The following is a 25,857-nucleotide window of genomic DNA, read 5'->3' as shown; positions in this document are numbered from 1 at the left end:
CCCTTACAATTAACTAACCTCAAGGGCCTTAAACGCCTCTTCAAAAGCCGCCATCACGACTTTCTGCGCATTCGACTTGAGAACACGGTGACGATAGACCAAATGCAGTCCATAGCTTCCAAGATCATAGTTTGGCAACCATTCAACAAACTCACCACTTGCGAGATAAGGCTCAGCATAATACTCAGACATCACACTGAACCCTATACCAGAACGCGTCATCTCAACAACACCAGGGGCGTCAATCAACACCACCTTGGGATACAAATTAATCGAGTCCATTTGATCAGTATCTCGATTATATCCACTGATTGAGCTGTGTTGTAGAAGGCCAATATAGTTGTGCTTTTTCAACTCGGCTAAGTTAGTCACCACACCAGCTTCTTGGGCAAACGACTTGGCTACCACAGCCTTCACACCGAAATCGAATAGCTTCTTTGCCACCAAACTACTATCTTGCAAATCACCAACGATAAACGCGAGATCAGCATCAGGATGTAAAACCGACGTGTCCACCGCAGGGATAAACTTGATCTTAAGCTTGGGATACTGCTTTAACAGGCGAGTGACAGTAGGGGCAAGAAAGGTGTTATAAAGCAAGGGAGTGCAATCAATGGTGACTTTCCCTGCAATATCGCTTTCATCTCGTTGGATATTATCGATCTCTTCAGCAAGATTATGGTAGTGCGGAGATAACCTTTGGTAGTAACTCGTGCCTTCATTACTAGGTTTCAGGCTGGTTTTTGAGCGGATAAACAACTGGCTGCCAACATGAGCCTCTAAGCCACTAATACGGCGACTCACGGTAGAGAGTGGAATGTCGAGTTGCTCGCTGGCCTTTTTCATGCTGCCAAGCTCTACAACCTTACAAAAGATATAAAAATCATCAAGTAGACGCATGATAGAACACTGAGGTGGGTTTGTGCTTAGCATACGCTTAGCAAGGCTATCAGGGAATAGTATTTTACTAATTCCCTGAAAATCGGTGCCTTATACTCAAGTCATCTGATTGGGTCTGAACGGATGGTTCAGCCGAAAAATCGGATCATGAGTAACGCTCGCTGGTTCTCATTTCATCTTCAAAATACGTAAAACGCTCACCCGTTCTCATTTCATCCTCAAAGTAGGCAAAACGCTCGCCAGTTCTCATTTCATCCTCAAAATAAGTAGGTTGGCGGCTTTCGAATTCACCGTGCGCTGGGGCAACTTGGTCGACTTGCGTAGCGAAAGCAGTCGGTACAAGCAAAAATGAAGAGATGAGCAATGCAGTTAGCTTTTTCATAGTAATCACCTTACGTTCAGTATCGGATAAAAGGCCGCTTCCCTGCTGACAGAGATATAGTAGGTGATGGAGAGGAGTGGGTGTAGAGGGCATTTTGCAACCTTCAATACCATAAATGGCATTGAAGGCACATTAAGTTGCATTTTTGGCAGGCTACGAATAAGAGCGCTGTGGCGCGCCCAGAAGGCTATTCTTCGTCAACGTATTGAGCTTGTAAGTAGTTCTCAATACCTGACATTTCAATCAAGCCCAGTTGTGTCTCAAGCCAATCAACATGCTCTTCTTCGTCTTCTAGTATTTCTTGAAATAGATCTCTCGATACGTAGTCGCGTACATCCTCGGCATAAGCAATCGCGTTACGCAGGTCGGGAATTGCGATCATCTCAAGTTTCAGGTCACACTCAAGCATTTCACGCGTATCTTCGCCAATCATCAACTTACCTAGGTCTTGTAGATTGGGTAGGCCCTCAAGAAACAAGATTCGTTCAATCAGTTTGTCTGCATGATTCATCTCATCGATAGACTCATGATACTCTTTATCGGCTAGGTGCTTAAGTCCCCAGTCTTTATACATTCTAGCGTGCAAAAAATACTGGTTAATCGCGATGAGCTCGTTGCCCAAGATTTGATTGAGGTGTTGAATAATGATTGGATCGCCTTTCATGACATGCCCTCCGTTTGGCTCTATTAAGATTAGAACCTACGAACGCTCTGTCAAAAAAGACCACCACCGACCGTGATCATCGGCAGACAGAATTTTGGGGTGCTGGAGAGTTCTTGTTTCGGATTGCCATCTAATGGCGTACCATTGCTTTCCCCAGTTAGAGTCGCTCCACTTCAGTTGATCAACCAACTTGCTTGTACTGATACTCTTGTGTCTCGCTCAGGATCTCCTTCGCTTGCCTAATGCACTTGCCGCACTGCGAACCCAGTGACGTGCACTTTTTTATCTCTCGTATGTCCTGCACGCCTTGTTCAATCGCCAGTTTTCTGATTTTTTTATCTGAGATGCCGTGGCACAAGCATACGTACATGGGATACCTTAAGTTATAGAGCAATATTCAAGTGCGCTCAATATAAACGATAACAATTCTTATTACCAGATCTATTTACCTATGCTTGTCGTGCTAGAGATTACTACCTTATCCCAGTAAGTTGGTGAGCCAAAATAGTCACAAAAAAAGTCGATAAACGCCCGCACCTTAGGTGCGAGAAGGCGTGAGCTAGGGTAGACCGCCCAAATTGCGGAGGTATTGGTTAGTGGGAAGTCCTCAAGCACTTGAATCAATCGACCGTCATGAAGATGTTGATAAACACACCATGTGGAACTGACTGTCAAACCGAGACCATGTGCACACGCATCACGTACGGCCTCGCCATTGTCGGCCTTAAACTGACCAAATGGCTTGATCAATTGCACTCCCTGCGGCGTTTCGAAGTGAAAACTCTCTACACCAGCCAAGCGAACAAACTGATAATTGAGTAAATCTTCAGGCGACGTTGGTTTGCCAAACTTAGCTAAATATCCAGGCGCGGCACAAACGATACGTCTGTCGTCGGCCAGTTTTCTTGCCACCAGAGTAGAATCTTTCAATTCGGCATTGCGAATAGCGATATCAAATCCACCTTCAACCAAATCAACGATCGAATCGGAGAGTCGAAAATCAATTGCCAAACCTGGGTACTTGCACATAAAGGCTTGGAAAGCTCCAATCAAATGCATACGGCCAAATGAGGCGGGTGCGGATACGCGTAGAGTTCCAGTTGGTACGATGCTACCCGCGCCCACCGACGCTCTTGCTGCGTCAATGCTAGCAAGCACCTCCTCAGCGTGTGGCAAAAAAGCCACCCCCTCCTCCGTCAATGAGACCTTACGTGTTGTGCGATGGATCAAGCGTACACCCAGAGACTCCTCGAGCTTGTTGATATGGGCACTGGATACTGCTGCCGATAAGCCAAGCTCCTGTCCTGCGGCACTGATATTATGGGTGCTCGCAATTCGAACAAATAGCCGTACATGCTCTATATTCATAACTCAACCAATTACTTAATAGATAGAAGGATCTTAGCATGAGATATTGGTTTGCTTGGACTATTAGCCTAATGAGCGGTATCGCTATCGGATCAGAGCCAGAGCATTTTATTCGTTTTGAGTATCAGAATACCATCCAGTACGGCCAACTTGATGGCCAACAGGTCTATCCACTCGATGGCGACCTGTTTGGTGATTTCTCTCAGAGCAAGCCACCACTCAAACTCGACTCGGTGCAGTTACTCTTGCCGAGCGCACCAGAAAAAGTCTTTGCTGTCGGCATGAACTTCGCCAGCCACCTCGCCTCATCTGCAGAAGGGGCACCACCTATGTTTCTCAAGCTGCCTTCCTCTTTGGTGCTGTCCGGACAGCCAGCCAACTTGCCAATCGAGGCGACCAACGTGCATTTTGAGGGTGAGTTGGTATTGGTGATTGGCAAACAAGCAAGAAACATCTCAATAGAGCAAGCAAGTAAGTATATTTTTGGCGTCACGGTGGGTAATGATCTGACCGAGCGCTCCTGGCAAGGCAGCGATTTGCAGTGGATGCGTGCCAAAGCCTCCGACGGCTTTGCTCCGATAGGGGGGACGATTACGCGTGGTGTAAATTATAACAACGCGATGTTAACCACTCGCTTAAATGGCAAAGTTGTACAGCAAGAGTCAACTCGAAATATGATCCATAGCCCAGAGAAGGTGGTCGCCTACCTGAGTCGATACTTCACGCTCAAGCCAGGCGATTTGATCTTTATGGGGACACCTGGGCGAACGCAAGCACTGAGTAACAATGATGTGGTGTCAGTAGAGATCGAAGGCATTGGGGTAGTGCAGAATACCATCGTCTTCAAATAGAAAACCCGCCGTTTAGGCGAGTTATTCATAGGCTGCAACTTGTGACTATTGTCGGAGCTGTAACCAAAGTCCAGGTTAGCCTGCAGGCTGCTCTTGGTTGGCCTGCTGCTCCATCTCAGCCAGTTTTTGCTCTAGTTCTTTGATGCGGATTTGCGCTTCCAGTTCAGCCACGCGGCGCTCGGCATCACTGCGATTATCGTGACGCACTGCATCGGCAGTTACGTGTACTCGCTCAGTTTGACGCGCATCTTCCAAATCCTTAGCTGAGCCCGCTACGCCGCCAGCTACGCCACCGGCAATCGCACCTTTAACTGCCAGCTCAGGCTCACCCACCAAAGCGCCTACCGTTGCGCCCACCAGAGCACCACCAGCCGCACCGCGGTTACGACCCGCGTTCTCGTTATCAGAGTCAAACGCTGGCGATGAACAACCAGCCAAAACTACAAGCATTGAAGCAGCCAAAGTGGTTTTAATTGTTGATGTAAAGCGTGTCATGGGAGTGTCTCTATCAATTTGTTAAGTTGCTGGCAGTCTACCTCATTCAGACAAGTGGGGAAATTTCGTTCTACTAATATCGATCATAAGCAGCCGTTATTACGAGTGCTTCACAGCTTGTGTTAGTCGTAAAGCAGCTTATCAGCCTGTGCTTGGTCAAACTCTTTGACAGCTTGTCGAGCAAGATGACGAAACGGCAGCATTTTGACGATTTCTTCAAATGGCATGACCGCAAATGCCCAAAAAATCGAGCCATCAAAAACCAAGATGATCACAGCACACAGTGGGATAGAGACCAACCACTGCCCAGTAAAGTTCACTTTAAACACTTCTTTAGTCTTACCCAATGCACGCAGCGCATGGCCGTGCACGGTGTTATAACCACGTACTAACGGTAGAAAGATATACAGCGGTGCGATGGTTGCCAGCGCAACATAGGTTGCCTCATCTAACTCAGAGTATATGCTAGGAATAAAAAAGCTCAGCAGCAGAAACAAGCCAGCGGAGAGCACTGAGATCCCCACTGCCATATCGATACTCACGTTAAGCTTCTGATCAAGATCCTTAAGATCGCGCGAGCCAATGGCCTGACTGAGCGAGATCGCCGACGAGTGTGCCCACGCTGTAATAAACTGAGTGCCCGCCTTTATCCATGGCATCATCACTGAGATTGCTACATACGCGTTGATGTTCAACTGAGAATACAGAAGTTGGTAAATAGTGGCACCTACCGCCAGCATAGTCACATTAGCAGCAACCGGGAATATCTCCTTGAAGTGATTAATCACGTTGCGTTTCATCGAGGAGTCCAGCTCACGCATCGACACTTGGATTATCGGGTCGCTACGCATACACCACCATAAAAAGGCTAAACGCACGACAATGGCAATCAAACTGCCCAGTGCTGCCCCGGTGACACCAAAACCGGAGAATTGGCCAAATCCATGGATCAACATAAAAGACACGCCAGCATTGAGGGGCATTTCAATCAAGTACCCCTTGAATGGAACTTTGGTTCGACCGACGGCATTAAACAGTGCAATTATCACTTGAGTAATGGCATTGAGCAGCACTATGTGGATGGCCACCGACAGATAGTTTTGTGTCGTTGCAAGCAAGCTTTCATTGTTGGTCAAGAGACTAATTAGCGACTCATCGAAGATCTGAATTAGTGCCCAAAACAAACCTGCAACGAGAAAATTAATCCCCATACCAGCCCAAAAACCACGATTAACTGACGCCTTTACCCCTGCCCCGACTGCACGACTCAACACCAATTGGGTGCCATTGGCTAGGGCCATCTGAATGCCTATGACAAACGCAACTATCGTGGTGGCAATACCCAGTGCCGCGAGAGAGATCTCACCAAGTGGAGAGACTAGCAAGGTATCAATCATTAGCATCGATTGCATGAGCAGAGCATTCATGGCTAACGGCCATGCTAAGGAGAGGTTTTTCTTGACGTAAGACTTAGTGGTGGACATTGGATACCTTGTCGTTGAAAAAAGAACTGCTCCCTTGGGAGCAGTTCTTAATAAAGCATTAACTTATATAGCAATTATTTTACTGTTAGCCATTAACCACGTTCGCTAATCGTTGGTTCTCATCATGAAGCAGGGCCATCGAGGCACAGCGCGCCTCATCTGCTTTGCCTGCCATTATCGCCTCATAAATGGCGCGGTGCTCATCCAAGCAGAAACGTCCGCCTTCGGCTGACTCATCGATAAACTGCTTGAAAATTGTCTCTAAAATATTGCCAAACGGCAAATAAAACTGATTACCGGTTGAGGAGAAGATCGTCTGGTGGAAAAGATGGTCATTCACCGTCCACTCTTCATAATCAAAACAGCTCGCGGCCATCGACATCTTTTGAAAGATCACCGAGAGGTTTTTTCGCTGCTCAGCGGTGGCATTTATTGCGGCAAGCGCACACGCCTCTGGCTCAATCGCTTTACGCAGGCCAAGGAACTGAGAAAGAAATGGCTGTGTATCTTCCAGATCTTGGATCCAGCCCAGCAGTTGTGGGTCCAAAAAGTGCCATTGCGAACGCGGCCTTACCGTGGTGCCCACTTTTGGGCGAGACTCGATTAGCCCCTTTGCCGACAATAGTTTGGTCGACTCACGTAAGGCTGTGCGGCTCACACCAAACGCCTCACAAAGCTCTACTTCGTTGGGTAGTTTTTCACCCTCTTTCAATTTACCGGACAGGATCTGACGTGAAATTTGTCTGGCAACCTGAACATGTATCTTGCGACTGGAATTCTCGACCAGAGAAAAAGTTGCCATTTGATGCTCCAAAAAAATAATACCAATTCCAATTTCCACTATGCAAAAATATATTTATAATTATCAATACCATAAATACAGTTCGCGCAGTGAACAGTGGAATAAATACTTGTTTGACCGCATTGAAGGAATATCGATAGTCAGCCATTTAGTGAGAATAATAATCATTTAAATCATAATGCGACAATATATGCAGTTGAGTGCACTTATCTATTAAACTTAACTCATAAGGCACAGAATATTTATAATACAATATGATATTTATGTTGCAAGTTTTTCATGTCTCAAAAATGACTTAGCTAACGTTTAGGCCAGAGTTTTGCTTGATAGTGTGAAGTGGATCATCCTAATTGATACCCATTTTCCTTAGCGTGACATCAAGTTCTTTTAAAATAGGCAGATATTTTTTGAAAGCAACTAGGTTTTTACGTTGAATTGCTTGTTAATCAATCAAACCAAAGTCACAATACAAGCTATACGTCACACATTGTCACTTGTGTTTGCTTTGTGACTGGTTATTTATTGGTGCACCCTCTACCCAGTGATATACTTCATAACATAAGACATAAGTAATAATACTAAATCGAAGCAAATAGAAGTAAGAAAATTTATGGCAAGCGCATTCAATTCAATCTCAGGTTCAAAGCGCAGTCTCCACGTTCAAGTGGCTCGAGAAATCGCTCGAGGCATTTTGTCAGGAGAACTACCAGAACGCTCTATTCTCCCAGGGGAAATGGCGCTGTGCGAACAATTTGGCATTAGCCGTACCGCTCTTCGTGAAGCGGTTAAACTATTGACATCAAAAGGTCTGCTTGAGTCCAAGCCAAAAGTCGGCACTCGCGTAATTGACCGAGCGTACTGGAACTTTCTCGACCCACAGTTGATTGAGTGGATGGATGGTTTAGCGGATACTGATCAGTTCTGTTTCCAATTTTTGGGACTTCGTCGTGCAATTGAGCCGGAAGCTTGTGCGCTAGCGGCAAAGAACGCCACTGCAGAGCAACGCATTGAACTCTCAGAAACCTTCCAGCGCATGGTGGAAGTAGCTGAAGCAGACGAATTTGATCACGCAAAGTGGATGGAAGTAGATACTCAGTTCCACAGTTTGATTTTTAATGCTACTGGCAACGACTTCTATCTTCCATTTGGTAACATCTTGACCACCATGTTCATTAACTTCATTGCTCACTCGTCAGAGGAAGGCAGCACCTGTATCAATGAACACCGTCAGATCTACGATGCGATCATGGCAGGTAATGCCGACAAAGCACGAATTGCCTCTTCTCGACACCTGATTGCTGATAATCACCGTTTACCAGAAGTCAGCTAGACGACGCTGATTCAACCTTAGATCATAACGCACGCCCATATGGCGTGCGTTTTTTGTTTCTGATATCACTAAATCTGATTGATAAACCGCAAACTTTGCTATGTACAAACCCGGTAGCACGGATAAAATAATAAATACTACAAATAAAATGAGCTCACGTAATGAACGATTCCCTTCTGCCCAATATTGTCGAGTTTATCAGCCAGATAGACCCATTTGATAAAGTACCCAAGCGCGCTTTACGTGAGCTTTCTTCTGAGATTGAAATTACCTATCTCGCTAAGGGAGAGACGGTTGATCTCGCCGGAGAGGGCACAAAAAAATCGCTCTATGTGATTCGTACTGGTTCAATGGAGCAGCGCAAGGCGGATGGAGTGTTGCGCGCGAGGCTTGGCCCAGAGGATCTGTTTGGTTTTACTTTCCTCTCTCAAGAGCGCGCCAACTCGGAGGAGTACCACGCCACCGCGATTGAAAACTCCCTAGTTTATATCGTTCCTCACTCTGCACTACAGAAATTATTCAAAACTCATCCTGAGTGCGCTGAGCATTTTGCCTCACAGGCACAGGTTCGACTCAAATCTGCACTGGATGTAGTTTGGTCAAACAAAGAGAAAGGGCTGTTTATCCGCCGGGTTGAAGAGGTGGCAAGCGGTCGAGTCGCCATCGTCAATTCTGACCAATCGATTCAAGAAGTGGCAAACGAGATGCTGGTGCAGCGCTCTCCGTGTGCTGTGGTGTATGAGGGTGACGAGCTGGTTGGTTTGATCACTGACCGAGATATGACCAAGCGAGTGATTGCCAAACGTGCCGATGTCGATAGCCCAATCGTTAACGTGATGACGCCCAAACCCGTCATAGTAAAGCCGGACGACTTGGTGATGCACGCCGCTTCTATGATGATGCAGAACAACATTCGTAACCTTCCTCTGGTCAAAGATAACAAAGTGGTCGGTTTACTCACCACCAGCCACCTAGTACAGAACCATCGCGTTCAAGCTATCTTCCTGATCGAGAAGATCAAATATGCCGGTAGCGTGTCTTCACTTGCTGCGTTCTCCTCTGAGCGTCAGGCTATCTTCGAAGCCTTGGTTGAAGGGCGCGTGTCGCCGGAGATCATCGGCAAAGTCATGACCATGATCATGGATGCGTATGTACGTCGCCTGATCCAAATTGCGATTGATAAGCTTGGTCCTCCTCCGTGTGAGTTTGCTTGGATCGTCGCGGGTTCGCACGCACGTAATGAAGTGCACATGCTGTCCGACCAAGACAGCGCTATTGTCTTGTCCGACGATGCGACCGAAAATGACCGTATCTATTTCAATCACTTGGCTATGATGGTTTCTAATGGCTTAGACACTTGTGGCTACCCACTCTGTCCTGGCAAATACATGGCGGCGACACCAAAATGGTGTCAACCTCTGAGCGTTTGGAAGAACTACTACAAAAAATGGGTTGCTAGCCCTGAGTACGAGCGTCTTTTGAATATCAGTGTGTTTCTTGAGATCCGTTCGATCTATGGAAATAGCGACTTTGAAACCATTTTGCGCGATGAGTTGCATCAAAATATTCGCGACAACCGCGAGTTCTTGGGCATGCTTGTCAACGACTCCGTTTCGGTCAACCCGCCACTGGGGATTTTTAACAAACTAGTATTGGAGAAGTCGGGGGAAAACAAAAAGACCCTTAATATTAAGCGTTATGCGATTAACTTGATCATCGATCTTGCGCGTATTTATGGTCTCGCCTCTGAGTGTGAGGTCTCTGCCACTGATGAGCGCTTTAAGCATGCCTTTGAAAATGGTGCCCTTAGCGAAGACTCTTACAAGAATATTATTGGTGCCTATCAGTTCATTTTGTCGGTTCGTTTTGATCATCAACTCGAGGCGCTGAAAACCGGGCAAGAGGCAGACAACAATATCAACCCTGATAGTTTCGGTAGTTTTGAGCGCGGTCATCTCAAAGATGCTTTCCGCATCATCGCGGATCTGCAAGAGGCGGCAAAAGTACGCTTTGGAGCCCGCTAATGCTGTCTGTCCTACGTTACTTTCATCCCCTTGAGCAGCTGCGTCGCAAACGAGCAAACTACGTTGAGGCAGAGCTGTTACCTGAGAGCATCAAGCAAAACCTTGTGATTGATATCCCTGAGGTCAGTGCCGTCTTCAGCGAGCTTGATTTCATTATTCTCGATTTCGAAACAACGGGACTCGATAGCAGTGAGGATCTTATCCTCTCGATTGGCTGGGTTGAGATGTCCAACAATAAAATTGAGCTTACGACCAGTCAGCACCTATTTATCAACAGCGACTCTCAAATAAAGCCTGAGACAGCAGTGATCAACCATATCACCCCACAGATGCTCACTGAGGGTGTCTCATTACACGAGGCCATCGATCGTTTTTTTGCTGCCGCAGCTGGCAAGATCGTCGTCGCACATGGCTGTGTTGTTGAGGAAAGCTTTCTCAATCACTACTTGCATAAACAGTACCAATCCGACAAGTTGCCCTTGGTTTGGATCGATACGATGCGGATTGAAAAGCAGCTCGCCAAGGCAATTAATCAAGACAGTGATATTGACGTTACCCTCTCTGGTTCACGTCGGCGTTATGAGTTACCCGAATATCAGACCCATAATGCACTGCTCGACTCCGTTGCGACCGCCGAACTGCTGCTGGCGATCAGTAAGCGTATCGATCCGAAGAACACTCTTACCATCGGAACCTTGTACAAACTGAGTCACTAACGCGTTAACCACGAATAATAATACCCTTACCGAAGTAAACTCGATGTAATAATTGCATCAAGTTTACTTTGTTCTTTGGTGCGAGATGATCATTCGTAGCAGCTTACCTTTCTCTAAAGCCTTAATTTGGTTAACCAACAGCGTCACAACACTACGGCGATGCATAAGCCCGTAAAGCCCTGTAAATTACACATAGAAAGGCGCCTGCGTGCGGGTGTGCGTAAGCAGGCAACGCGTGACGTACACAAAACGGGTGGCGGTAAATGGAGCGACGAGTTCCTTTGGCGTCTAGGTGCGGATTACCGTTTCCGTTAAGCACCAAGTAAACTCGTTTGGACCTCGCGCTTCAGTCTATTTGTGTTCAAATACACGAGTTGACCTAAGATTGGGGCGTTTGTCTTTTTGACCCTAAACAGAGTTCTCAGTAGATTCCTTTTCCCTCTCGGTGTAACGAAAGAAACTACCAGCCAGCTAGGCTGACTGGTAGGGAAAACTAAACAATATTAGTCCATTGTTATACTGCTAAGCCAGTGCTTAGAAGCTGTAAGTTAGACCTACACGGCTTCGTAGCTCACGCTTGTCAGATTGGCTGTCTACGTTCACATCACCGAACTCTACGTATGGTGCCCATTGACCCATGATCTTACGTGCAGTCGCGTTTAGCTCGTAGTTAGTATCGCCACCATCGAAGATAGGGTAATCTTCTGCTTTAAACCAGTTCGCTTCGAAACCAAAACGTAGGTCATCGTAGGCGTAGTTTACGTTACCTGTGATACGGTGACGACGTTGGTTATCAGGGTTTACTTCAACCACTTCATTATTTTCATTTACAGTGTTGTAGCTGCTGTTCTGACGCATATCGTAACGGTAACGAGCACTTAGGCTTAGACCTTCAACGCTGTCTAAAGAGTAAGTCGCACGAACTTGTGGCTTGTAAGTAACACCGCTGTCACGACCTTCGATAGGCATACCGTAAGTCATGGTCCAGTTGTCATTGATTGTATGGCGGTAGTTAAGACCTAGTTCCCAACCGTTGTTCTCTAGGTTTTGTAGGAAATCACCATCTTTTCTATCTTTAAGCTTTGCTTCAATATCTACAAGGAAGTTACCGATGCTGTCTGCTAGCTTAACACGAGTCGCATGCTCTTTAGAGTCGTGCTTGTACTCGTGACGTACGTCAAAAGAAGCTGCAGAGACTGCAGTAGCAGTAAGTAGGGTTGCCACTGCAACAGATACTTTGGATAGTTTGTTCATAATCAAACCTTTGTTTTGTTTCCGATGTAATAAGGTATGACAAATATATTACCTGCTCGAGTTCCCCAAAATCTGTGACCAGTATCACTTCAAAATCTAAAATTACCATAAAAAAAGCTAATTAAAAGCCCAGCAAAACCACACAAAGCACTGTTTATAATAGGTTTATTTTTATGGTAATCGTTTCCTATATCACCCTCAGGTAACACACCATTTGTGACCAACGCCTCGCAGCTTTTACATCTCTTTAGTATTACAAATATGAATTTGAACCTGCGTTTTAATTTACTGAGGATAAAACCACCAAGTTTGTCCAAACCAAGTGAAAGCAGGGGCATATCAAACCATTGCCAAACCGACATCAACCGCATAACGTGGTTTAGATCATGCTATGTTCGATTTACCTTGAGTGTTTAAATATCCAACCATTTAAGTTCTATCGTGAAAGTGTAATGTGCCTACCTAGACTCTAAATACGGCATTTTTATACTTAAGTTGCTGATATATAACGCATTAAATTAAATCGCAAGTACACAAAACGCAAAACCTAAAAGCACAAAAACTTTGGCTAGAAAGGTCTTTGGTCAGGCTCACGCAAATCAGCCAACGAATCATATAAAATTAACATAAGACAAATAGGTGGTATCTAATGAAAAAAGTCTATCGTTAGCAGCCGTGATATCCACTATTGGCTTCATCAGTTTCGCTCAGGCAGAGAGCGCCAACCCTACGGCGATCCAAGATCGTGGTTTGGACACTGCATCGTATCTTGCCGAATGGGATAAACCCGTCATTGTCGCCGAGGGCATTCGTGTTGGCGACGCCGCAAAGCCTCCAGAAACAACTGCTGGCACTCAAAGATAGTCAGGAATTAGTGATCCCTGCAGATTAGTTTGATCTGCGATGCTACCAATCACGCTAACGATAGATTGAATGTTATGTGTCTCTATAAACCAGAGGTCCGTTTCGTTTGAATGTACCAGGGACGCTCGGTCGGGTAGTAGGGCTCGGGAGCCCTACGCCACCACGGAAGGTATGACCTTCTTCAAATGGTACTCCATCTTTGATTGTTCCTTCTGCACAACTCCTTTCGGCCCCCCAATCATTATCGGGCAAAAGCTAGTTAGCGTAGTCCAATATGTCATACAAGACGATAAATAGGTCAAAGATCATTGCCGTGAAGATGCAATTACACATAAGCACCGGCCGACATCTATGCTGCCTTAGCCACTGTTCAATCAATCAAACTAGTTTGGCTTATAGTCGGTAAACTACGCATAAGCTTGCAAACCTACACGCATATGACTGTCATCGTCTGATACAGGCCACCCCTAATAGTCGTACAAAATAAAATAATCGTTTATTTTTTCTCCTCCACACTCAACACAAGCTCGTTACATTAAAGAAAACACAGGAATAAAAAAACGCACAAAAACACCATAACTATATGTTTTAAAATAAAAAACCCATCTGCAAAGCAACCTCTCCCAAACAATTTTTTGGTTATTTCAAAAAAAAATGCAATTTTTACTTCACTTTTAATTGTCATACATTATCATAGCAGCAACTGTTACGGGGTGAGTGGTGCTGTCGTTCCCTTGCCTCTTTTATCCAAGTTGCTTCACGGGGTTATCGTGGAGTGGTGAGAACATCAAAACTGACCAAAAATGTCTGGGCGCAAGTAGGCAGGCTGTGATTAAGTTGCACGACGAAAATTCAACCTGATAGAGCATGATTAAAGTGGAGAGAGTATCAATTGTCAGCGGTTTATCTTAAGCCGTGCAGTCTCCACCAAGTACGATTCGAGCATGGCTAATTTTCTCGAATCAACAGCTCAAGCTTCGGCAATGACTGGCACTTTTCCCGCAAAGTCAGCGAGCGAAGGATGAACTAATAGCTGCAAAAGCAGGCCATTGCGTTCTGATTGATGTCCTTATTAAGGTTTTCGATAACAATAATAAATTTGGCTGATTTTCCCCCAAAATCTAGCTACCCATACCTGCTGCGCTCACACGATACAGGCCGTGTGAGCGCTTTTTTTTTCTCAGGAAAGAAGCAAGAGACGCTATCGATTTGCAACAAGTGGCGGCCGACTAGGTGTGGCCGGCTAGGTGTGGCCGACTAGGCGCCCCCGGCTAGGCGCCCCCGGCCAGAGGTGACTGGCACTCATGTTAACATCTCATTTCTGGCCTACCTTGTGTGTCTCTCGTAACTCACGTTTTTCATTACCGTAAATCTACCGGCTTATCCTAAGCACATCTAAAAGCCAACATCCAAACGAATATATAAAGCTAAAGAGTTTATTTTACTACTCTTCACTTTCTAGCACGTCTATTTCGCACCTTGAGTGTAAATATCGTGAAGGTCACACTTGTACTATTTAATATTGTCGCACCTGTAGTGCGGATTTTCCCCACCCCGGTAATTAATCATACCTAATCCAACATTCTGACTTGCTTGAACCTGATCAAACCCCTTATTCAATATGGGGTTAGCCTATATTTCGCCAAATGAGCCAGGAAGTAAGATCCAGATCACTTGTATGACTTATTAACTCATCACAAGTGAGGATTTTGTCACGCTATTGAAATATTGTACTACAAAATTATCGACCCAAAGTTAGTATTAGTCTCAAGCCATTACTAATAACAGAAGGTTGAACAGATGGATCTCAATACTCTCATTGTGGGTATCTACTTCCTATTTCTCATCGCTATAGGGTGGATGTTCCGAACATTTACAAGTACCACCAGTGACTACTTCCGTGGGGGCGGTAGCATGCTGTGGTGGATGGTTGGTGCAACCGCGTTTATGACGCAGTTTTCAGCTTGGACATTTACAGGTGCTGCTGGTAAAGCATATGAAGACGGCTTTGCCGTTGCCGTTATCTTCCTGGCAAACGCATTTGGCTACCTGATGAACTACCTGTACTTCGCACCGAAGTTCCGCCAACTGCGCGTTGTTACGGTTATCGAAGCTATTCGTATGCGTTTCGGTAAATTCAACGAACAAGTCTTTACTTGGTCAGGCATGCCAAACAGCGTCATCTCTGCAGGTATCTGGCTAAATGGTCTAGCGATCATTGCCTCTGGTATCTTCGGCTTTGACATGACCACGACAATTATCCTAACGGGTCTTGTGGTACTTGTAATGTCGGTAACAGGCGGCTCATGGGCGGTAATCGCATCTGACTTCATGCAGATGGTTATCATCATGGCAGTAACCGTAACGTGTGCAATGGTTGCCATCGTTAATGGTGGCGGTGTTGGTGAGATCATCTCTAACTTCCCAACCGACGAATCAGGTTCATTCATTGCCGGTAACAACCTAAATTACCTGAGCATCTTTGGTATCTGGGCATTCTTCCTATTTGTTAAGCAGTTTGGTATTACCAATAATATGCTCAACTCTTACCGTTACCTTGCGGCAAAAGACTCTAAGAACGCAAAGAAAGCCGCTCTACTAGCATGTGTTCTGATGACGATGGGTCCACTAATCTGGTTCATGCCTTCTTGGTTCATCGCTGGTCAAGGTGTTGACCTGAATGCTGTTTACGCGGATTCTGGTTCTAAAGCGGTTGACTTTGCTTACCTATACTTTGTAGAAACTTACATGCCTGCAGGTATGGTTGGTCTACTGATTGCAGCAATGTTCGCAGCGACTATGTCATCAATGGACTCTGGCCTAAACCGTAACTCTGGTATTTTCGTCAAAAACTTCTACGAGCCAATCCTACGCCCTAATGCATCTGAGAAAGAGCTGGTATTGGTTTCAAAGCTAACGTCTACTTTCTTCGGTATCGCAATCATTCTAGTCGCACTGTTCATCAACTCGCTACGTGGTCTGAGCCTGTTTGACACTATGATGTATGTGGGTGCTCTAATCGGCTTCCCAATGCTTATCCCTGCATTCTGTGGTTTCTTTATCAAGAAGACGCCTGACTGGGCAGGTTGGGGTACGCTAATGATGGGTGCAGTAGTATCTTACTACGTTGGTTTCGTTATCAATGCTGAAATGGTTGAAGGCTGGTTTGGCCTTGAGAAGCTAACAGGTCGTGAGTGGGCTGATGTCAAAGTAACAATTGGTCTAATTGGTCACGTAGTCTTTACTGGTGGTTTCTTCTGCCTAACCACGCTGTTCTACAAGCCCCTTACGGCTGAGCGTCAAGCAGATGTTGATAAGTTCTTCGACAACCTATCAACGCCACTAGTAAATGAAACTTCAACACAGAAAAAGCTGGATAACAAGCAACGTCGCATGCTTGGTACACTGATTGCTGTTGCTGGTGTCGGTATCATGACTATGTTCCTACTGCCTAACCCATTGTGGGGCCGCTTCATCTTCGTAGTGTGTGGTGCGATTGTTATGGGCGTTGGGCTTCTGCTTGTGAAAGCCGTTGACGACTCTGTCGAAGACGCAGCGACACAAACTGCAGAGCAAAACTAATCACACTCAATACCCTCAAGGCGGCCACGATTAGGCCGCCTTTTTTAACCCCAAAAGTTCAATTGTTCCTATTTAAAGAGAGAACATATTATGAAAAAGACCCTGCTTGCTGGATTGAGTAGCACGTCAGTTGCAACCCTTGCCCTAAGCGCTCAAGTTGTGGCTCAAGATGCATTCATATGACGATAAAGCATGAATTGTGATATACGTTTTCACAGAAATTTTACCGCACAACAAGTGCAGCACGGCTAAAAATAGAGCACAAAGGAGCAAAAAAGCCATAGAAGTGTGAGCCAAGCCCGAGAAACACTCTGCTCCAGTGCAATAAATGTGAGCCAACATAAATATCATACGGTAATACAAGGATGTAACGTAGAGTTTTGATATGATAACGTTTTCACATTTATGCAAAAATAACAATAATTTCATGGATAAGAATATAATCCGCTACAGCTTAAAGCTGACAGATAGCGAACTTAGTGGGATCATCAACACGTCTCGGCCAACTTTACTAAAAAAGATAGACTGGGTGTATGACGCCTTACTATACAAATTCAATGGCGACATTGAAGAAGCGATCCTCTCAACAATGTCTCAGTTATGTACTAAAGATTTTGAGCAGACTCCACGCAATGGCTTGCTGACGGCGTTGCTTGCAGCTTATGCTAAAAAGACTGGCAGCTTGCCGACGGCAAGTATTAGCTTAGACTGGCAGCAGATCTTAGAGGTTTTCTCAATTTCACCAGCCAAGTTGACCGCAAGAGTTAACTTTAGTGCTTAGTCATTATGGCAATCTGCGGTCCGGCTTAAACCCAGATTGCCATTTTTGTTTCTAGTCTGAGCGACCTCGTCCTGCTATTGACCACTGCTCAACCACCTGCCCATCGCGCACACCATACAGCACATCAAAATTGTTCAACGTCGTATCACAATGACTTGGCATCAAAGCGATACGATCACCAACAGAGAGCTCACGTGACGCTTCGCTGAGGTGAAGAATACCATGCTCATCACCACCACACTGGTAAACAATGGAAGCATCCTCGATAACTCTTGGCATACCCAAATCAATCGATAATGACTTCATACCGGCATCAATTACGGCACGATTGTCTGCGGGGTGACTGATTACGGTACTTAAAACAGACAGCGCCGCCTGAAACTGGTGATTTACCTTATCATCCGTATCATCACCTATTGCTGTGTAACTCGCATCCATGAAAAGGTAGGAGCCGGCTTGGATCTCGGTATATTGCCGCTCACTATGTGCCTCAAATGTTCCAGTACCGCCACCGGAGATAATGCTAGGACGCAGCCCTCTAGGCGCCAGATCCTGCTCGATACACTCAAACACCATAGCGACAGCATCGCGTGCGGCTTGATGACGCACTTGATAGCCTCGTAACAATTGCAGGTGACCACTGTAGGCTTGGATACCGTCATAGCGTACCCCTGGCGTCTCTTGGATCAGCTCAATAAGCTCAAGCAAAGCGTCCCCCGGTAATACACCACAGCGCTGTTGACCACTCTCAACCTCGATCAGCAGTCCCACTTCGAGCCCAACCGCCGCTGCTTGCTGTCCGATGGAGCTGACGTGATCAGCATGGTCTATCACCTGACGAACCGTCGCACTTGGATTTTGCTGACACAGTTGGATCAAGCGCCCAATCTTGATCGCACCCGCGATTGGCGTGGTGATCAGCACATCGCGAATACCACCAGCTACCATCACCTCTGCCTCACCAAGCTTCGAGGTACAGATCCCCTGAGCGCCATAGTCTATCTGCATCTGAGCAATAGCGGGGATTTTATGCGCCTTAGTATGTGGTCGAAGCGCAACGCCAAGTTTGTTGATGCGGCGTTGCATCTGTTCGAGGTTAGATTCTAGCTTGTCGAGATCAACAATCAGTGCGGGGGTATCGAGTTGGACCATAGTTATCGCTTTTCAACCTGAGGGAAAAACAAAACTTTATCACATTAGCGGCCAAACCAAGAGCCCCTCAGAGTGCTGTTAGTTTCACTGCATAGTTACAAATAAAACAAGGAGCACAGTGTGGTGCTCCTTGTTTTTTATAACGATGCTACCGCAAGAGTTTTGTGTTTTGGCAATTACGCCTCAACCTCTTGGTATGTATTGATGACACTGTTGTCACTGCCTTGGCCATTTGGCACATAAGCATCTGCCTGATGATCGTTTTCCCACACTGAATCATCGAGGATATAACGGAATTGGAATTGTGCATTTTTTGGTAAGCGGATCTTGGTGGTAAAGACCTTTTGACGATTCAATTTCAGCGGGGTCGCCTGCCAGTCATTAAAGTCTCCGCTAATCGCGACTGTTTTAACGTCCGAATCACCCTTCGGCCACTGAAACGTAACCTCTACTTCATTCTTGGTTTTGAAAAAACGTTTTGTGAACATATCAACTCCTCATCAATCCTTTATCTCGCAGCTGCAATTAAAATGCCAATAAACAAACAGTTACTAATCAAGCTCGAATCCTGTCTTGTGCCTAATTAGATCACCGGGTGAGTGCAAGTTGCACTCAGGGCGAACGAAATTCGCTCACGCCCAGCATTAAGCAACAAGTGGTATTAAAAAGCCATCCCTCGAAACCGATAAATTAAAACTGGGCTACAAAACGTGATCACTATCGCTGATTACTGGAAATCATCAGCGCGTTTCGACAACTAGAATCGTCGTAAGGGACGGGACAAAACCCCCAAGCACCGCACAAAAGCGGTGCTTTTTGCATCATCTTGGTACACCCAAACTAAAACGCCAACAGCCATGGAATAATCAGCGCGTTAGCCAGATCGATGAAGAATGCACACACCAGAGGTACCACTACAAAGGCCAAGTGTGAGTTACCATATCGTGTCGCTACTGCGGACATATTCGCCATAGCTGTCGGAGTTGAGCCAAGCGAGATCCCACCAAAACCGGCGCACACCACAGCCGCATCATAATTTTTTCCCATTGCCGGGAAGACAACAAATAGGGTGATCAATACCGCGACAACAAACTGCATCGCCAGTATGGCAAATATTGGACCAGCGAGATCAATGAGTGTCCATAACTGCATGCTCATCAGTGACATTGCCAAGAAGGTACCGAGTGAGATCTCTGAGATCAGGGCAATCGCAGGCTTGCGCGATGGCCATTGGGTGCCCGTGATACGCGGGATCGATTTCGGGACCAAGTTGGTGGCGATGATACCGGCAAACAGACAGGTGACAAACAGCGGTAGCTGCAAACCCATGTTCTCAATCGCTTCGTTCAGTAACACACCAAAGATGATACAAATGTGGATAGCAAGAATCGCATCCAAGAAGTCATGCGCGGTAATCGTGCCTTGCCCCGCACCTTCCTCAATACCGACATCTAATGGCTCAATGCTAGATGGGCTTAACTGATAACGCTTAATCAAGAACTGTGCAATCGGCCCCCCCATTAAACTGGCTAAGATCAAGCCGAAGGTGGCACACGCAATGCCAATTTCCATCGCGTTGCCAATACCATAGTCTTCACTGATCCTTGGTGCCCAAGCGATAGCCGTGCCATGACCGCCAATCAATGACACACTACCGCCAAGCAGCCCGACCTGTGAGGGAAGTTCAAACAACCCAGCCACACCAATACCAACAAAATTCTGCACAAACATGTAGCCAATGGTGATGGCGAGCAAGATCAACAGGGGTTTACCCCCTTTTGCCAAGTCCTGCAAACTGGCATTGATACCAATCGTGGTAAAAAAGTACACCAGCAACAGATCTCGACTGACCAAATTAAATTCAATCTCATAGCCAGAGGCAAAAAACACAACTGCAATCAGCACTGAGATCAATAAGCCGCCACTTACTGGCTCAGGGATATTAAAATGCGCCAGTGGCCCAATTGCTTTGGTCAGACGACGCCCGAGAAACAGAACCACGATCCCCAGGGTGAAAGTAAAGAACGATCCGATGAGGACTTGATTTCCAATCACTTCCATTTGTTCACCTAAGTTTTGAATGAGAAAGTTGCATCACAGTTTACTGGCACAAAATCATTAATACGTGCCCTTAAAATTCAGCCCGTGATAAAAAGTGAAGAAAACCAACCCTGTAAAATCAACCTTTTAACCTATTTCTGGTAACTGACTCACTGTTTCTCCTGTGACTTTTCAATAAGAAAATCAATCAACACACGCACCCGCTTGGCTTTTTGCGTGTTTTGATGGAAGTACACATACAACCCAGCATAGGGATACCAATACTCGCGCAAGATCGGGATCAGTTGGTTGTTAGCCAATAGCGTTGCAACCATTGGCTCAACCACGCGCCCTATCCCGACTCCTTTTAGTGCGGCATCGACCATCAGGTTGGTATCATTGACAACCATAGCGCTGGGCATTTCCACCACCCACTCTTTCTCTCCCTGTGCTAAATTGAGTGGCGCCACTTGATTGGAGGCAACGAATCGATATTGAATCAACCTGTGTTGCTTGAGATCTTGCGGTGTCTGAGGCAGTCCATATCGCTCTACATAATCTGGCGAGGCAAACAGAGCCTCTGGCATCGGAGCGGTCAGTTGACGCGCCACCATCCCCTCTTCAACGCGATCGCCAAATCGGATACCCAAGTCAAAGCCCTGATTTAAGATATCAACCTTGGCATCTGAGATAGAGATCTCAAGCTCGATATTGGGATAACGTTGACAGAACTCAGCGTAGATCGGACGCAGTAGATACTCATAGACAAACCTCGGCGTGGTCAAACGCACCTTACCAGACGGCACCTCACTCAAATCACTGATGCTCTCAAACGAGAGGGCCAATTCGTTCATAATGCCAAAGGTACGCTGATGCAAAAGCTGTCCCGCTTCCGTCAACTCAATGCGGCGAGTGGTACGTGTAAAAAGAGGCAAGCCGACTTGGTCTTCTAAAGCCTTGAGTGCATTACTCACCGAGGGTGAAGCCATCTGCAGCTTTCGTGCTGCCCCGGTGATACTGCCCTCAACCGCTATCGCCTGAAAAATCCGTAACTGATTAAATGTACTGCCGTTCACTGTGAACCTCAATTATTAGCTATTGACTAATAATATATTAGATATACACCATCTAATCATTATCAATTTGGCGACATATACTCTCTCCATCGCTTAGACAGCCCCCAAATTACTCAGTTAGGAGATATACCATGAGCCAAGTTGTTGTTATTTCAGGTCACCCAGATCTTGCTTCTTCTCACACCAATACGGTGATCCTAGAAGAGCTACAAAACAAAGTGGATAACATCGAGATACGCCGCCTAGACACGCTCTACCCTGACTACCAAATCGACGTAGAGGCTGAGCAGGCCGCACTGCTAAAGGCCGATGTGATCGTGCTACAGTTCCCATTTTACTGGTACTCGGTGCCGGCATTGATGAAGAAGTGGCTTGATGATGTACTTAGCTATAACTTTGCTTATGGCTCAAAAGGCGACAAGCTCAAAGGCAAAGAGCTGATCACTTCTTTCACTATTGGTGGACCTGAGGAGTCTTATGACCCGCTCGGTTATAACCATTTCACCATTGAGCAGTTAATTTTACCACTACAGCAGACCGCCTACCTGGCAGGTATGCGCTTTAACAAGCCGGTTTATACACACCGCATGGTCTATATTCCCGGTGTCTACAACGAGCTTGAGGAAGTACAAGATCGTGCCAAGCAACACGCTCACCGCGTTGCTGACTTGGTCACTGAGCTGACAGAATCACCAGCGAAGATCATTGAAAAGTTTGTGACCAACTGGTTCAAGCAGCTTGATGGGTTACCCGCAGAAACCAACTCTTATGAGCCTCATCTAGCAGAGCGCTTTGTGATGAATATGCCTGAGGGGACTTTCAAGGGTGTGGAAGGATTCCGCGACTGGTATGGTCAGGCACGAGAAACGTTTAAGCCAAACTGTCAGCACATTGTGGAGCAGATTGAAGTCAAACCCAATGGTGACTTTTTTCAAGTTGGGCTTCGGGTTCGCCTGCAAGCAGAGACTTTCACTCACTCGACCTTTGAAGGACAGACCATCAACCTGCTAGTCAACGAAACATGGCAAGTGAAACTAGACGCTCAATCGGGCGTTAAACTGCACCATTATGTCGTCGAACCGGTACAAGGATAGCTACAAATTATAGCCCCAAGCCTTTATTGCTGTGGGGCTTTGAGTACCTATCATTAGAAAAAACCACTATAGTTAAAATAACTTACTTGTCTTGGGTTTCTCCTTACTATGGCGAAAGATTTGTATCTAACACTCGACTTAAACCTGCTGCGAACCTTTCTTGTGCTGCATCAGGAGCTCAATATGAGAAAAGCCTCTGGCCGTCTGTACATTTCTCAACCAGCACTTAGCCAAGCATTAAAAAAACTCAGAAATCACTTTGATGACCCGTTGTTTGTTAAAGTACCCTCAGGGCTTGAGCCGACCTACTTCGCTAACGAGTTGGCAACCAAGGTTGCCCCACATTTGGATGGCTTATCCAAATCCCTCAATACGCTGGAAAAATTTGAGCCGGAGCAAGTGAACCAAACTGTACGTATCGCCTTGTCGTCACTCATCGTCAGTTCTCTCGCTGGATCACTGTTTGCCCGCCTCAAAGCAAAAGCGCAAAACGCCAACATTGAATTAATCCTGTGGAACCAAAGTACCGAAGAGAAAATTCGCACTGGCGAAGTGATACTTGGCATCCACTACAACCTCCGGCTGCCAAAAGATATCTACCCGCAAAAGTTAATTGATATACGAGCTCAAGCGATCGTAAGAAAGGGGCATCCACTGGTAGGGCGCACCATCAGTATGAAAGAGTTAGAGGGGTATGAGTTTGCTTCCGTGGTGAATGCAGGATGGAATGATAACTTTAACTATGCGGCCAATGTATTAGCAGAATATGACATCAATATCAAAACCGGGGTACGAGCAGAGGATGCATTGACGATACTCAATGTGGTTGAGCAAACTGACATGATCTTACCTCACTCAAATCTATTCCCCTTTGATAAATATCCCGCCTTTACCACATTAGATATCAAAGAGTTCAAACACACTGAACACCCTTTTGTCTACCCTATCCACGCGCATTTCCATACCAAGAATATCGACAGCCCTTTAGTCCATTGGTTGCTTGAGGAAATCATCGAGCTAATGAAGGACCAAACCGAACGTGTTGATCGTTTCCTCGCAAACCAGTAACCCCTCCACCAACTGATAAGTATTACTTATCAAGACTATTGCACTTTACGATTAGTACTCACAATGCATGCCTAATACAATTCCGTGCCAAATAAAGGAGCTAACGCCCCATGGAAGATAAAGGGCCTCTATTAACATACATTGGAAATTATTAGATGAAATTTTTACTTCCGGCCTTGATTAGCAGTGTTGTTCTTTCAGCAGGTGCTGTAGCAAGCGAAAACAGTGGTCACCGTATTGGTTTAGGTTTTTCAAAAACCGACATCAACGGACCTGGCCTAGACGGTAGCTGGGGCGATGGTATCAAACTAGAGTATGGTTATGACATCAACCGTGTTTTCGGTATTAACGTTTCTTTTAGCAAACACAAAGACAGTGGATTAGGCTATTCAGTCGACGGTACTACCTTCAAAATGGATACCGACATTGGTTATAAGTTTGATTTGGAAGGGTTTGCTGTAAAACCATACCTAGCACTTGGTTTTGCGTCTCTTGAAGAAGATATTAAATTCGTTGGTATGGAAGGTGTGGATAGCTCAAGCACTATCTTCAGTGGCTTAGGTGTTCGCGGTGATATTGGCCAACATTTCTATACTGACCTGCGCCTTGACCTACCGATGTTCGATGATTATGAGTACGACCAAGTATCTCTAACCTTTGGTTATCGTTTTTAGTAAGATAAAAGCAAAACCTTCGGGTTTTCGATAAACAGAGCACGGTATTGTCTGCGGCCTTTATCTTAAATGTAGTTAGCGCTATTAAAAAAACCGCCTTTTGGCGGTTTCTTTAATAATAGGGGATGTTATTCCCAATCAAGAATCACTTTACCCGACTGACCGCTGCGCATAACATCAAAGCCCTCTTGGAAGTCATCAACCTTGTAGTGGTGAGTGATGATTGGTGATAGATCGAGACCTGACTGGATCAGTGAAGCCATCTTGTACCAAGTTTCAAACATCTCACGACCATAGATACCCTTGATCACTAGGCCTTTGAAGATCACCTGGTTCCAGTCGATGCCCATGTCTGATGGTGGAATACCTAGCAGCGCGATACGACCACCGTGGTTCATGGTTTCTAGCATGGTACTGAATGCTGCTTGAACGCCTGACATCTCAAGACCCACATCGAAGCCTTCTGTCATGCCCAGTTCGTTCATCACATCTTTCAGGTCTTCCTTCGCTACGTTTACCGCGCGAGTCACACCCATTTGACGTGCCAAATCTAGGCGGTATTCATTCACATCCGTGATCACCACGTGACGCGCACCCACATGCTTAGCGACTGCCGCTGCCATGATACCGATAGGGCCTGCACCTGTGATCAACACATCTTCACCCACAAGGTCAAACGACAATGCCGTGTGAACCGCGTTACCAAATGGGTCAAAGATTGATGCTAGGTCGTCTGAGATACCCTCAGGGATCTTGAATGCATTAAATGCTGGGATCACTAGGTATTCTGCAAACGCACCTTCACGGTTTACGCCTACACCGATAGTGTTACGACATAGGTGAGTACGACCGCCGCGACAGTTACGACAGTGACCACAAGTGATGTGACCCTCGCCAGACACGCGATCGCCCACAGCAAAGCCACGCACCTCTTGACCGACTTCAACCACTTCACCTACATACTCATGACCCACAACCATTGGCACAGGAATAGTATTTTGTGACCACTCGTCCCAGTTGTAGATGTGAACGTCGGTACCACAAATCGCAGTCTTCTTGATTTTGATTAGAAGATCGTTGTGACCGATTTGTGGCTTATCCACCTCAGTCATCCAGATGCCTTGCTCAGGCTTTAGCTTAGATAGTGCTTTGATTTTCATAACTTTTACCTAGTGTTGCTGCCAGTCAAATAATGCGACCGACAGCAATAAAAACTCTTTACCGTATTCAAGGTAGTTGGGTTTGTCTCGAAAGTG

At 45.9% G+C, this 25,857-nt stretch carries 25 protein-coding genes; 11 read left to right on the top strand and 14 right to left on the bottom strand.

Annotation, left to right across the window (positions count from 1 at the left end):
- Positions 1–9 precede the first annotated feature (9 nt).
- The 5 genes from ACZ5R2_RS17770 to ACZ5R2_RS17750 form a co-directional block, all read right to left on the bottom strand.
- Positions 10–900: a LysR family transcriptional regulator gene (locus tag ACZ5R2_RS17770; protein ID WP_464903262.1), complete on the bottom strand. Its 891-nt coding sequence runs from the start codon at positions 898–900 to the stop codon at positions 10–12.
- A 145-nt stretch (positions 901–1,045) separates the two neighbouring features.
- Positions 1,046–1,282, bottom strand: coding sequence for a hypothetical protein (locus ACZ5R2_RS17765; RefSeq protein WP_464903263.1), 237 nt, complete (start codon positions 1,280–1,282; stop codon positions 1,046–1,048).
- Positions 1,283–1,469: 187 nt separating this feature from the next.
- Positions 1,470–1,946 carry a bacterioferritin gene (gene bfr / locus ACZ5R2_RS17760; protein WP_438458487.1) on the bottom strand — a complete coding sequence of 159 codons (477 nt, stop codon included), beginning with the start codon at positions 1,944–1,946 and terminating at the stop codon, positions 1,470–1,472.
- A gap of 181 nt (positions 1,947–2,127) precedes the next feature.
- The gene (locus tag ACZ5R2_RS17755; RefSeq protein ID WP_464903264.1) at positions 2,128–2,316 is read right to left on the bottom strand and encodes a bacterioferritin-associated ferredoxin; all 189 of its coding nucleotides are present in this window, start codon (positions 2,314–2,316) and stop codon (positions 2,128–2,130) included.
- Positions 2,317–2,387: 71 nt separating this feature from the next.
- Positions 2,388–3,314 carry a LysR family transcriptional regulator gene (locus ACZ5R2_RS17750; RefSeq protein WP_464903265.1) on the bottom strand — a complete coding sequence of 309 codons (927 nt, stop codon included), beginning with the start codon at positions 3,312–3,314 and terminating at the stop codon, positions 2,388–2,390.
- A 71-nt stretch (positions 3,315–3,385) separates the two neighbouring features.
- Here ACZ5R2_RS17750 and ACZ5R2_RS17745 point away from each other — a divergent pair, with 71 nt between their 5' ends.
- Positions 3,386–4,165, top strand: a complete 780-nt coding sequence (locus ACZ5R2_RS17745; RefSeq protein ID WP_464903671.1) for a fumarylacetoacetate hydrolase family protein — start codon at positions 3,386–3,388, stop codon at positions 4,163–4,165.
- Between the two features lie 75 nt (positions 4,166–4,240).
- Here ACZ5R2_RS17745 and ACZ5R2_RS17740 read toward each other — a convergent pair whose 3' ends face one another.
- The 3 genes from ACZ5R2_RS17740 to ACZ5R2_RS17730 form a co-directional block, all read right to left on the bottom strand.
- The gene (locus ACZ5R2_RS17740) at positions 4,241–4,660 is read right to left on the bottom strand and encodes a glycine zipper family protein (RefSeq protein ID WP_464903266.1); all 420 of its coding nucleotides are present in this window, start codon (positions 4,658–4,660) and stop codon (positions 4,241–4,243) included.
- Positions 4,661–4,782: 122 nt separating this feature from the next.
- The gene (locus ACZ5R2_RS17735) at positions 4,783–6,087 is read right to left on the bottom strand and encodes an MATE family efflux transporter (RefSeq protein WP_464903672.1); all 1,305 of its coding nucleotides are present in this window, start codon (positions 6,085–6,087) and stop codon (positions 4,783–4,785) included.
- Between the two features lie 142 nt (positions 6,088–6,229).
- Entirely contained in the window at positions 6,230–6,946 is a 717-nt protein-coding gene (locus tag ACZ5R2_RS17730; RefSeq protein ID WP_464903267.1) for a FadR/GntR family transcriptional regulator, read from the bottom strand.
- Between the two features lie 610 nt (positions 6,947–7,556).
- Between ACZ5R2_RS17730 and ACZ5R2_RS17725 the strand changes: the two genes are divergently transcribed.
- From ACZ5R2_RS17725 to ACZ5R2_RS17710, 4 genes are all read left to right on the top strand, one after another.
- The gene (locus tag ACZ5R2_RS17725) at positions 7,557–8,276 is read left to right on the top strand and encodes a FadR/GntR family transcriptional regulator (RefSeq protein WP_464903268.1); all 720 of its coding nucleotides are present in this window, start codon (positions 7,557–7,559) and stop codon (positions 8,274–8,276) included.
- 161 nt (positions 8,277–8,437) lie between these two features.
- Positions 8,438–10,300 (top strand): DUF294 nucleotidyltransferase-like domain-containing protein, encoded by a 1,863-nt coding sequence (locus ACZ5R2_RS17720; protein WP_464903269.1) that lies wholly within the window; start codon positions 8,438–8,440, stop codon positions 10,298–10,300.
- The gene (locus ACZ5R2_RS17715) at positions 10,300–11,016 is read left to right on the top strand and encodes a 3'-5' exonuclease (RefSeq protein WP_464903270.1); all 717 of its coding nucleotides are present in this window, start codon (positions 10,300–10,302) and stop codon (positions 11,014–11,016) included. Before ACZ5R2_RS17720 ends, ACZ5R2_RS17715 begins: the two co-directional genes overlap by 1 nt.
- A 159-nt stretch (positions 11,017–11,175) precedes the next feature.
- A complete protein-coding gene (locus tag ACZ5R2_RS17710) occupies positions 11,176–11,331 on the top strand; it encodes a hypothetical protein (protein WP_464903271.1) in 156 nt (51 codons plus the stop codon).
- Between the two features lie 219 nt (positions 11,332–11,550).
- Here ACZ5R2_RS17710 and ACZ5R2_RS17705 read toward each other — a convergent pair whose 3' ends face one another.
- Positions 11,551–12,270 carry an oligogalacturonate-specific porin KdgM family protein gene (locus ACZ5R2_RS17705; protein WP_464903272.1) on the bottom strand — a complete coding sequence of 240 codons (720 nt, stop codon included), beginning with the start codon at positions 12,268–12,270 and terminating at the stop codon, positions 11,551–11,553.
- A 639-nt stretch (positions 12,271–12,909) separates the two neighbouring features.
- Between ACZ5R2_RS17705 and ACZ5R2_RS17700 the strand changes: the two genes are divergently transcribed.
- The 3 genes from ACZ5R2_RS17700 to ACZ5R2_RS17690 all read left to right on the top strand — a co-directional run bounded on the left by ACZ5R2_RS17700 (position 12,910) and on the right by ACZ5R2_RS17690 (position 17,497).
- Positions 12,910–13,134, top strand: a complete 225-nt coding sequence (locus tag ACZ5R2_RS17700; RefSeq protein ID WP_464903273.1) for a hypothetical protein — start codon at positions 12,910–12,912, stop codon at positions 13,132–13,134.
- A 1,800-nt stretch (positions 13,135–14,934) separates the two neighbouring features.
- Positions 14,935–16,716 carry a sodium:solute symporter family protein gene (locus ACZ5R2_RS17695; protein WP_464903274.1) on the top strand — a complete coding sequence of 594 codons (1,782 nt, stop codon included), beginning with the start codon at positions 14,935–14,937 and terminating at the stop codon, positions 16,714–16,716.
- Between the two features lie 427 nt (positions 16,717–17,143).
- Positions 17,144–17,497: a hypothetical protein gene (locus tag ACZ5R2_RS17690; protein ID WP_464903275.1), complete on the top strand. Its 354-nt coding sequence runs from the start codon at positions 17,144–17,146 to the stop codon at positions 17,495–17,497.
- A gap of 51 nt (positions 17,498–17,548) precedes the next feature.
- On the opposite strand, the gene ACZ5R2_RS17685 is transcribed toward ACZ5R2_RS17690, so the two are convergent.
- The 4 genes from ACZ5R2_RS17685 to ACZ5R2_RS17670 form a co-directional block, all read right to left on the bottom strand.
- Positions 17,549–18,649, bottom strand: a complete 1,101-nt coding sequence (locus ACZ5R2_RS17685; RefSeq protein WP_464903276.1) for a DSD1 family PLP-dependent enzyme — start codon at positions 18,647–18,649, stop codon at positions 17,549–17,551.
- A 176-nt stretch (positions 18,650–18,825) separates the two neighbouring features.
- A complete protein-coding gene (locus ACZ5R2_RS17680) occupies positions 18,826–19,137 on the bottom strand; it encodes an isoamylase early set domain-containing protein (protein WP_464903277.1) in 312 nt (103 codons plus the stop codon).
- Between the two features lie 352 nt (positions 19,138–19,489).
- Positions 19,490–20,710 carry a sodium/glutamate symporter gene (gltS, locus tag ACZ5R2_RS17675; protein WP_464903278.1) on the bottom strand — a complete coding sequence of 407 codons (1,221 nt, stop codon included), beginning with the start codon at positions 20,708–20,710 and terminating at the stop codon, positions 19,490–19,492.
- A 149-nt stretch (positions 20,711–20,859) separates the two neighbouring features.
- Entirely contained in the window at positions 20,860–21,765 is a 906-nt protein-coding gene (locus tag ACZ5R2_RS17670) for a LysR substrate-binding domain-containing protein (protein WP_464903279.1), read from the bottom strand.
- A gap of 131 nt (positions 21,766–21,896) precedes the next feature.
- Here ACZ5R2_RS17670 and ACZ5R2_RS17665 point away from each other — a divergent pair, with 131 nt between their 5' ends.
- From ACZ5R2_RS17665 to ACZ5R2_RS17655, 3 genes are all read left to right on the top strand, one after another.
- Complete coding sequence (locus tag ACZ5R2_RS17665) at positions 21,897–22,859, top strand: NAD(P)H-dependent oxidoreductase (RefSeq protein WP_464903280.1); 963 nt, start codon at positions 21,897–21,899, stop codon at positions 22,857–22,859.
- Between the two features lie 108 nt (positions 22,860–22,967).
- Positions 22,968–23,927, top strand: coding sequence for a LysR family transcriptional regulator (locus tag ACZ5R2_RS17660; RefSeq protein ID WP_464919465.1), 960 nt, complete (start codon positions 22,968–22,970; stop codon positions 23,925–23,927).
- Between the two features lie 155 nt (positions 23,928–24,082).
- Positions 24,083–24,601 (top strand): porin family protein, encoded by a 519-nt coding sequence (locus ACZ5R2_RS17655; RefSeq protein ID WP_464903282.1) that lies wholly within the window; start codon positions 24,083–24,085, stop codon positions 24,599–24,601.
- Between the two features lie 128 nt (positions 24,602–24,729).
- Here the strand turns inward: ACZ5R2_RS17655 and tdh are convergent, their stop codons facing one another.
- Positions 24,730–25,761 (bottom strand): L-threonine 3-dehydrogenase, encoded by a 1,032-nt coding sequence (gene tdh, locus ACZ5R2_RS17650; RefSeq protein WP_464903283.1) that lies wholly within the window; start codon positions 25,759–25,761, stop codon positions 24,730–24,732.
- Positions 25,762–25,857: the final 96 nt, after the last annotated feature.

The sequence above is a fragment of the Vibrio sabulosilitoris genome (assembly GCF_055391395.1).
Note: the sequence above shows the minus strand (reverse complement) of the source record. Positions and strands in the feature narration are given on the sequence as shown.

Bases quoted from the DNA above. Each gene is read 5' to 3' on its own strand.
- ACZ5R2_RS17725 (WP_464903268.1), top strand. From the start codon at position 7,557: ATGGCAAGCGCATTCAATTCAATCTCAGGTTCAAAGCGCAGTCTCCAC.
- ACZ5R2_RS17770 (WP_464903262.1), bottom strand. From the start codon at position 900: ATGCGTCTACTTGATGATTTTTATATCTTTTGTAAGGTTGTAGAGCTT.
- ACZ5R2_RS17735 (WP_464903672.1), bottom strand. From the start codon at position 6,087: ATGAATGCTCTGCTCATGCAATCGATGCTAATGATTGATACCTTGCTA.
- ACZ5R2_RS17680 (WP_464903277.1), bottom strand. From the start codon at position 19,137: ATGTTCACAAAACGTTTTTTCAAAACCAAGAATGAAGTAGAGGTTACG.
- ACZ5R2_RS17690 (WP_464903275.1), top strand. From the start codon at position 17,144: ATGGATAAGAATATAATCCGCTACAGCTTAAAGCTGACAGATAGCGAA.
- tdh (WP_464903283.1), bottom strand. From the start codon at position 25,761: ATGAAAATCAAAGCACTATCTAAGCTAAAGCCTGAGCAAGGCATCTGG.
- gltS (WP_464903278.1), bottom strand. From the start codon at position 20,710: ATGGAAGTGATTGGAAATCAAGTCCTCATCGGATCGTTCTTTACTTTC.
- ACZ5R2_RS17715 (WP_464903270.1), top strand. From the start codon at position 10,300: ATGCTGTCTGTCCTACGTTACTTTCATCCCCTTGAGCAGCTGCGTCGC.
- ACZ5R2_RS17685 (WP_464903276.1), bottom strand. From the start codon at position 18,649: ATGGTCCAACTCGATACCCCCGCACTGATTGTTGATCTCGACAAGCTA.
- ACZ5R2_RS17695 (WP_464903274.1), top strand. From the start codon at position 14,935: ATGGATCTCAATACTCTCATTGTGGGTATCTACTTCCTATTTCTCATC.
- ACZ5R2_RS17655 (WP_464903282.1), top strand. From the start codon at position 24,083: ATGAAATTTTTACTTCCGGCCTTGATTAGCAGTGTTGTTCTTTCAGCA.
- ACZ5R2_RS17660 (WP_464919465.1), top strand. From the start codon at position 22,968: ATGGCGAAAGATTTGTATCTAACACTCGACTTAAACCTGCTGCGAACC.
- ACZ5R2_RS17745 (WP_464903671.1), top strand. From the start codon at position 3,386: ATGAGCGGTATCGCTATCGGATCAGAGCCAGAGCATTTTATTCGTTTT.
- ACZ5R2_RS17730 (WP_464903267.1), bottom strand. From the start codon at position 6,946: ATGGCAACTTTTTCTCTGGTCGAGAATTCCAGTCGCAAGATACATGTT.
- ACZ5R2_RS17750 (WP_464903265.1), bottom strand. From the start codon at position 3,314: ATGAATATAGAGCATGTACGGCTATTTGTTCGAATTGCGAGCACCCAT.
- bfr (WP_438458487.1), bottom strand. From the start codon at position 1,946: ATGAAAGGCGATCCAATCATTATTCAACACCTCAATCAAATCTTGGGC.
- ACZ5R2_RS17720 (WP_464903269.1), top strand. From the start codon at position 8,438: ATGAACGATTCCCTTCTGCCCAATATTGTCGAGTTTATCAGCCAGATA.
- ACZ5R2_RS17765 (WP_464903263.1), bottom strand. From the start codon at position 1,282: ATGAAAAAGCTAACTGCATTGCTCATCTCTTCATTTTTGCTTGTACCG.
- ACZ5R2_RS17665 (WP_464903280.1), top strand. From the start codon at position 21,897: ATGAGCCAAGTTGTTGTTATTTCAGGTCACCCAGATCTTGCTTCTTCT.
- ACZ5R2_RS17755 (WP_464903264.1), bottom strand. From the start codon at position 2,316: ATGTACGTATGCTTGTGCCACGGCATCTCAGATAAAAAAATCAGAAAA.
- ACZ5R2_RS17710 (WP_464903271.1), top strand. From the start codon at position 11,176: ATGCATAAGCCCGTAAAGCCCTGTAAATTACACATAGAAAGGCGCCTG.
- ACZ5R2_RS17740 (WP_464903266.1), bottom strand. From the start codon at position 4,660: ATGACACGCTTTACATCAACAATTAAAACCACTTTGGCTGCTTCAATG.
- ACZ5R2_RS17705 (WP_464903272.1), bottom strand. From the start codon at position 12,270: ATGAACAAACTATCCAAAGTATCTGTTGCAGTGGCAACCCTACTTACT.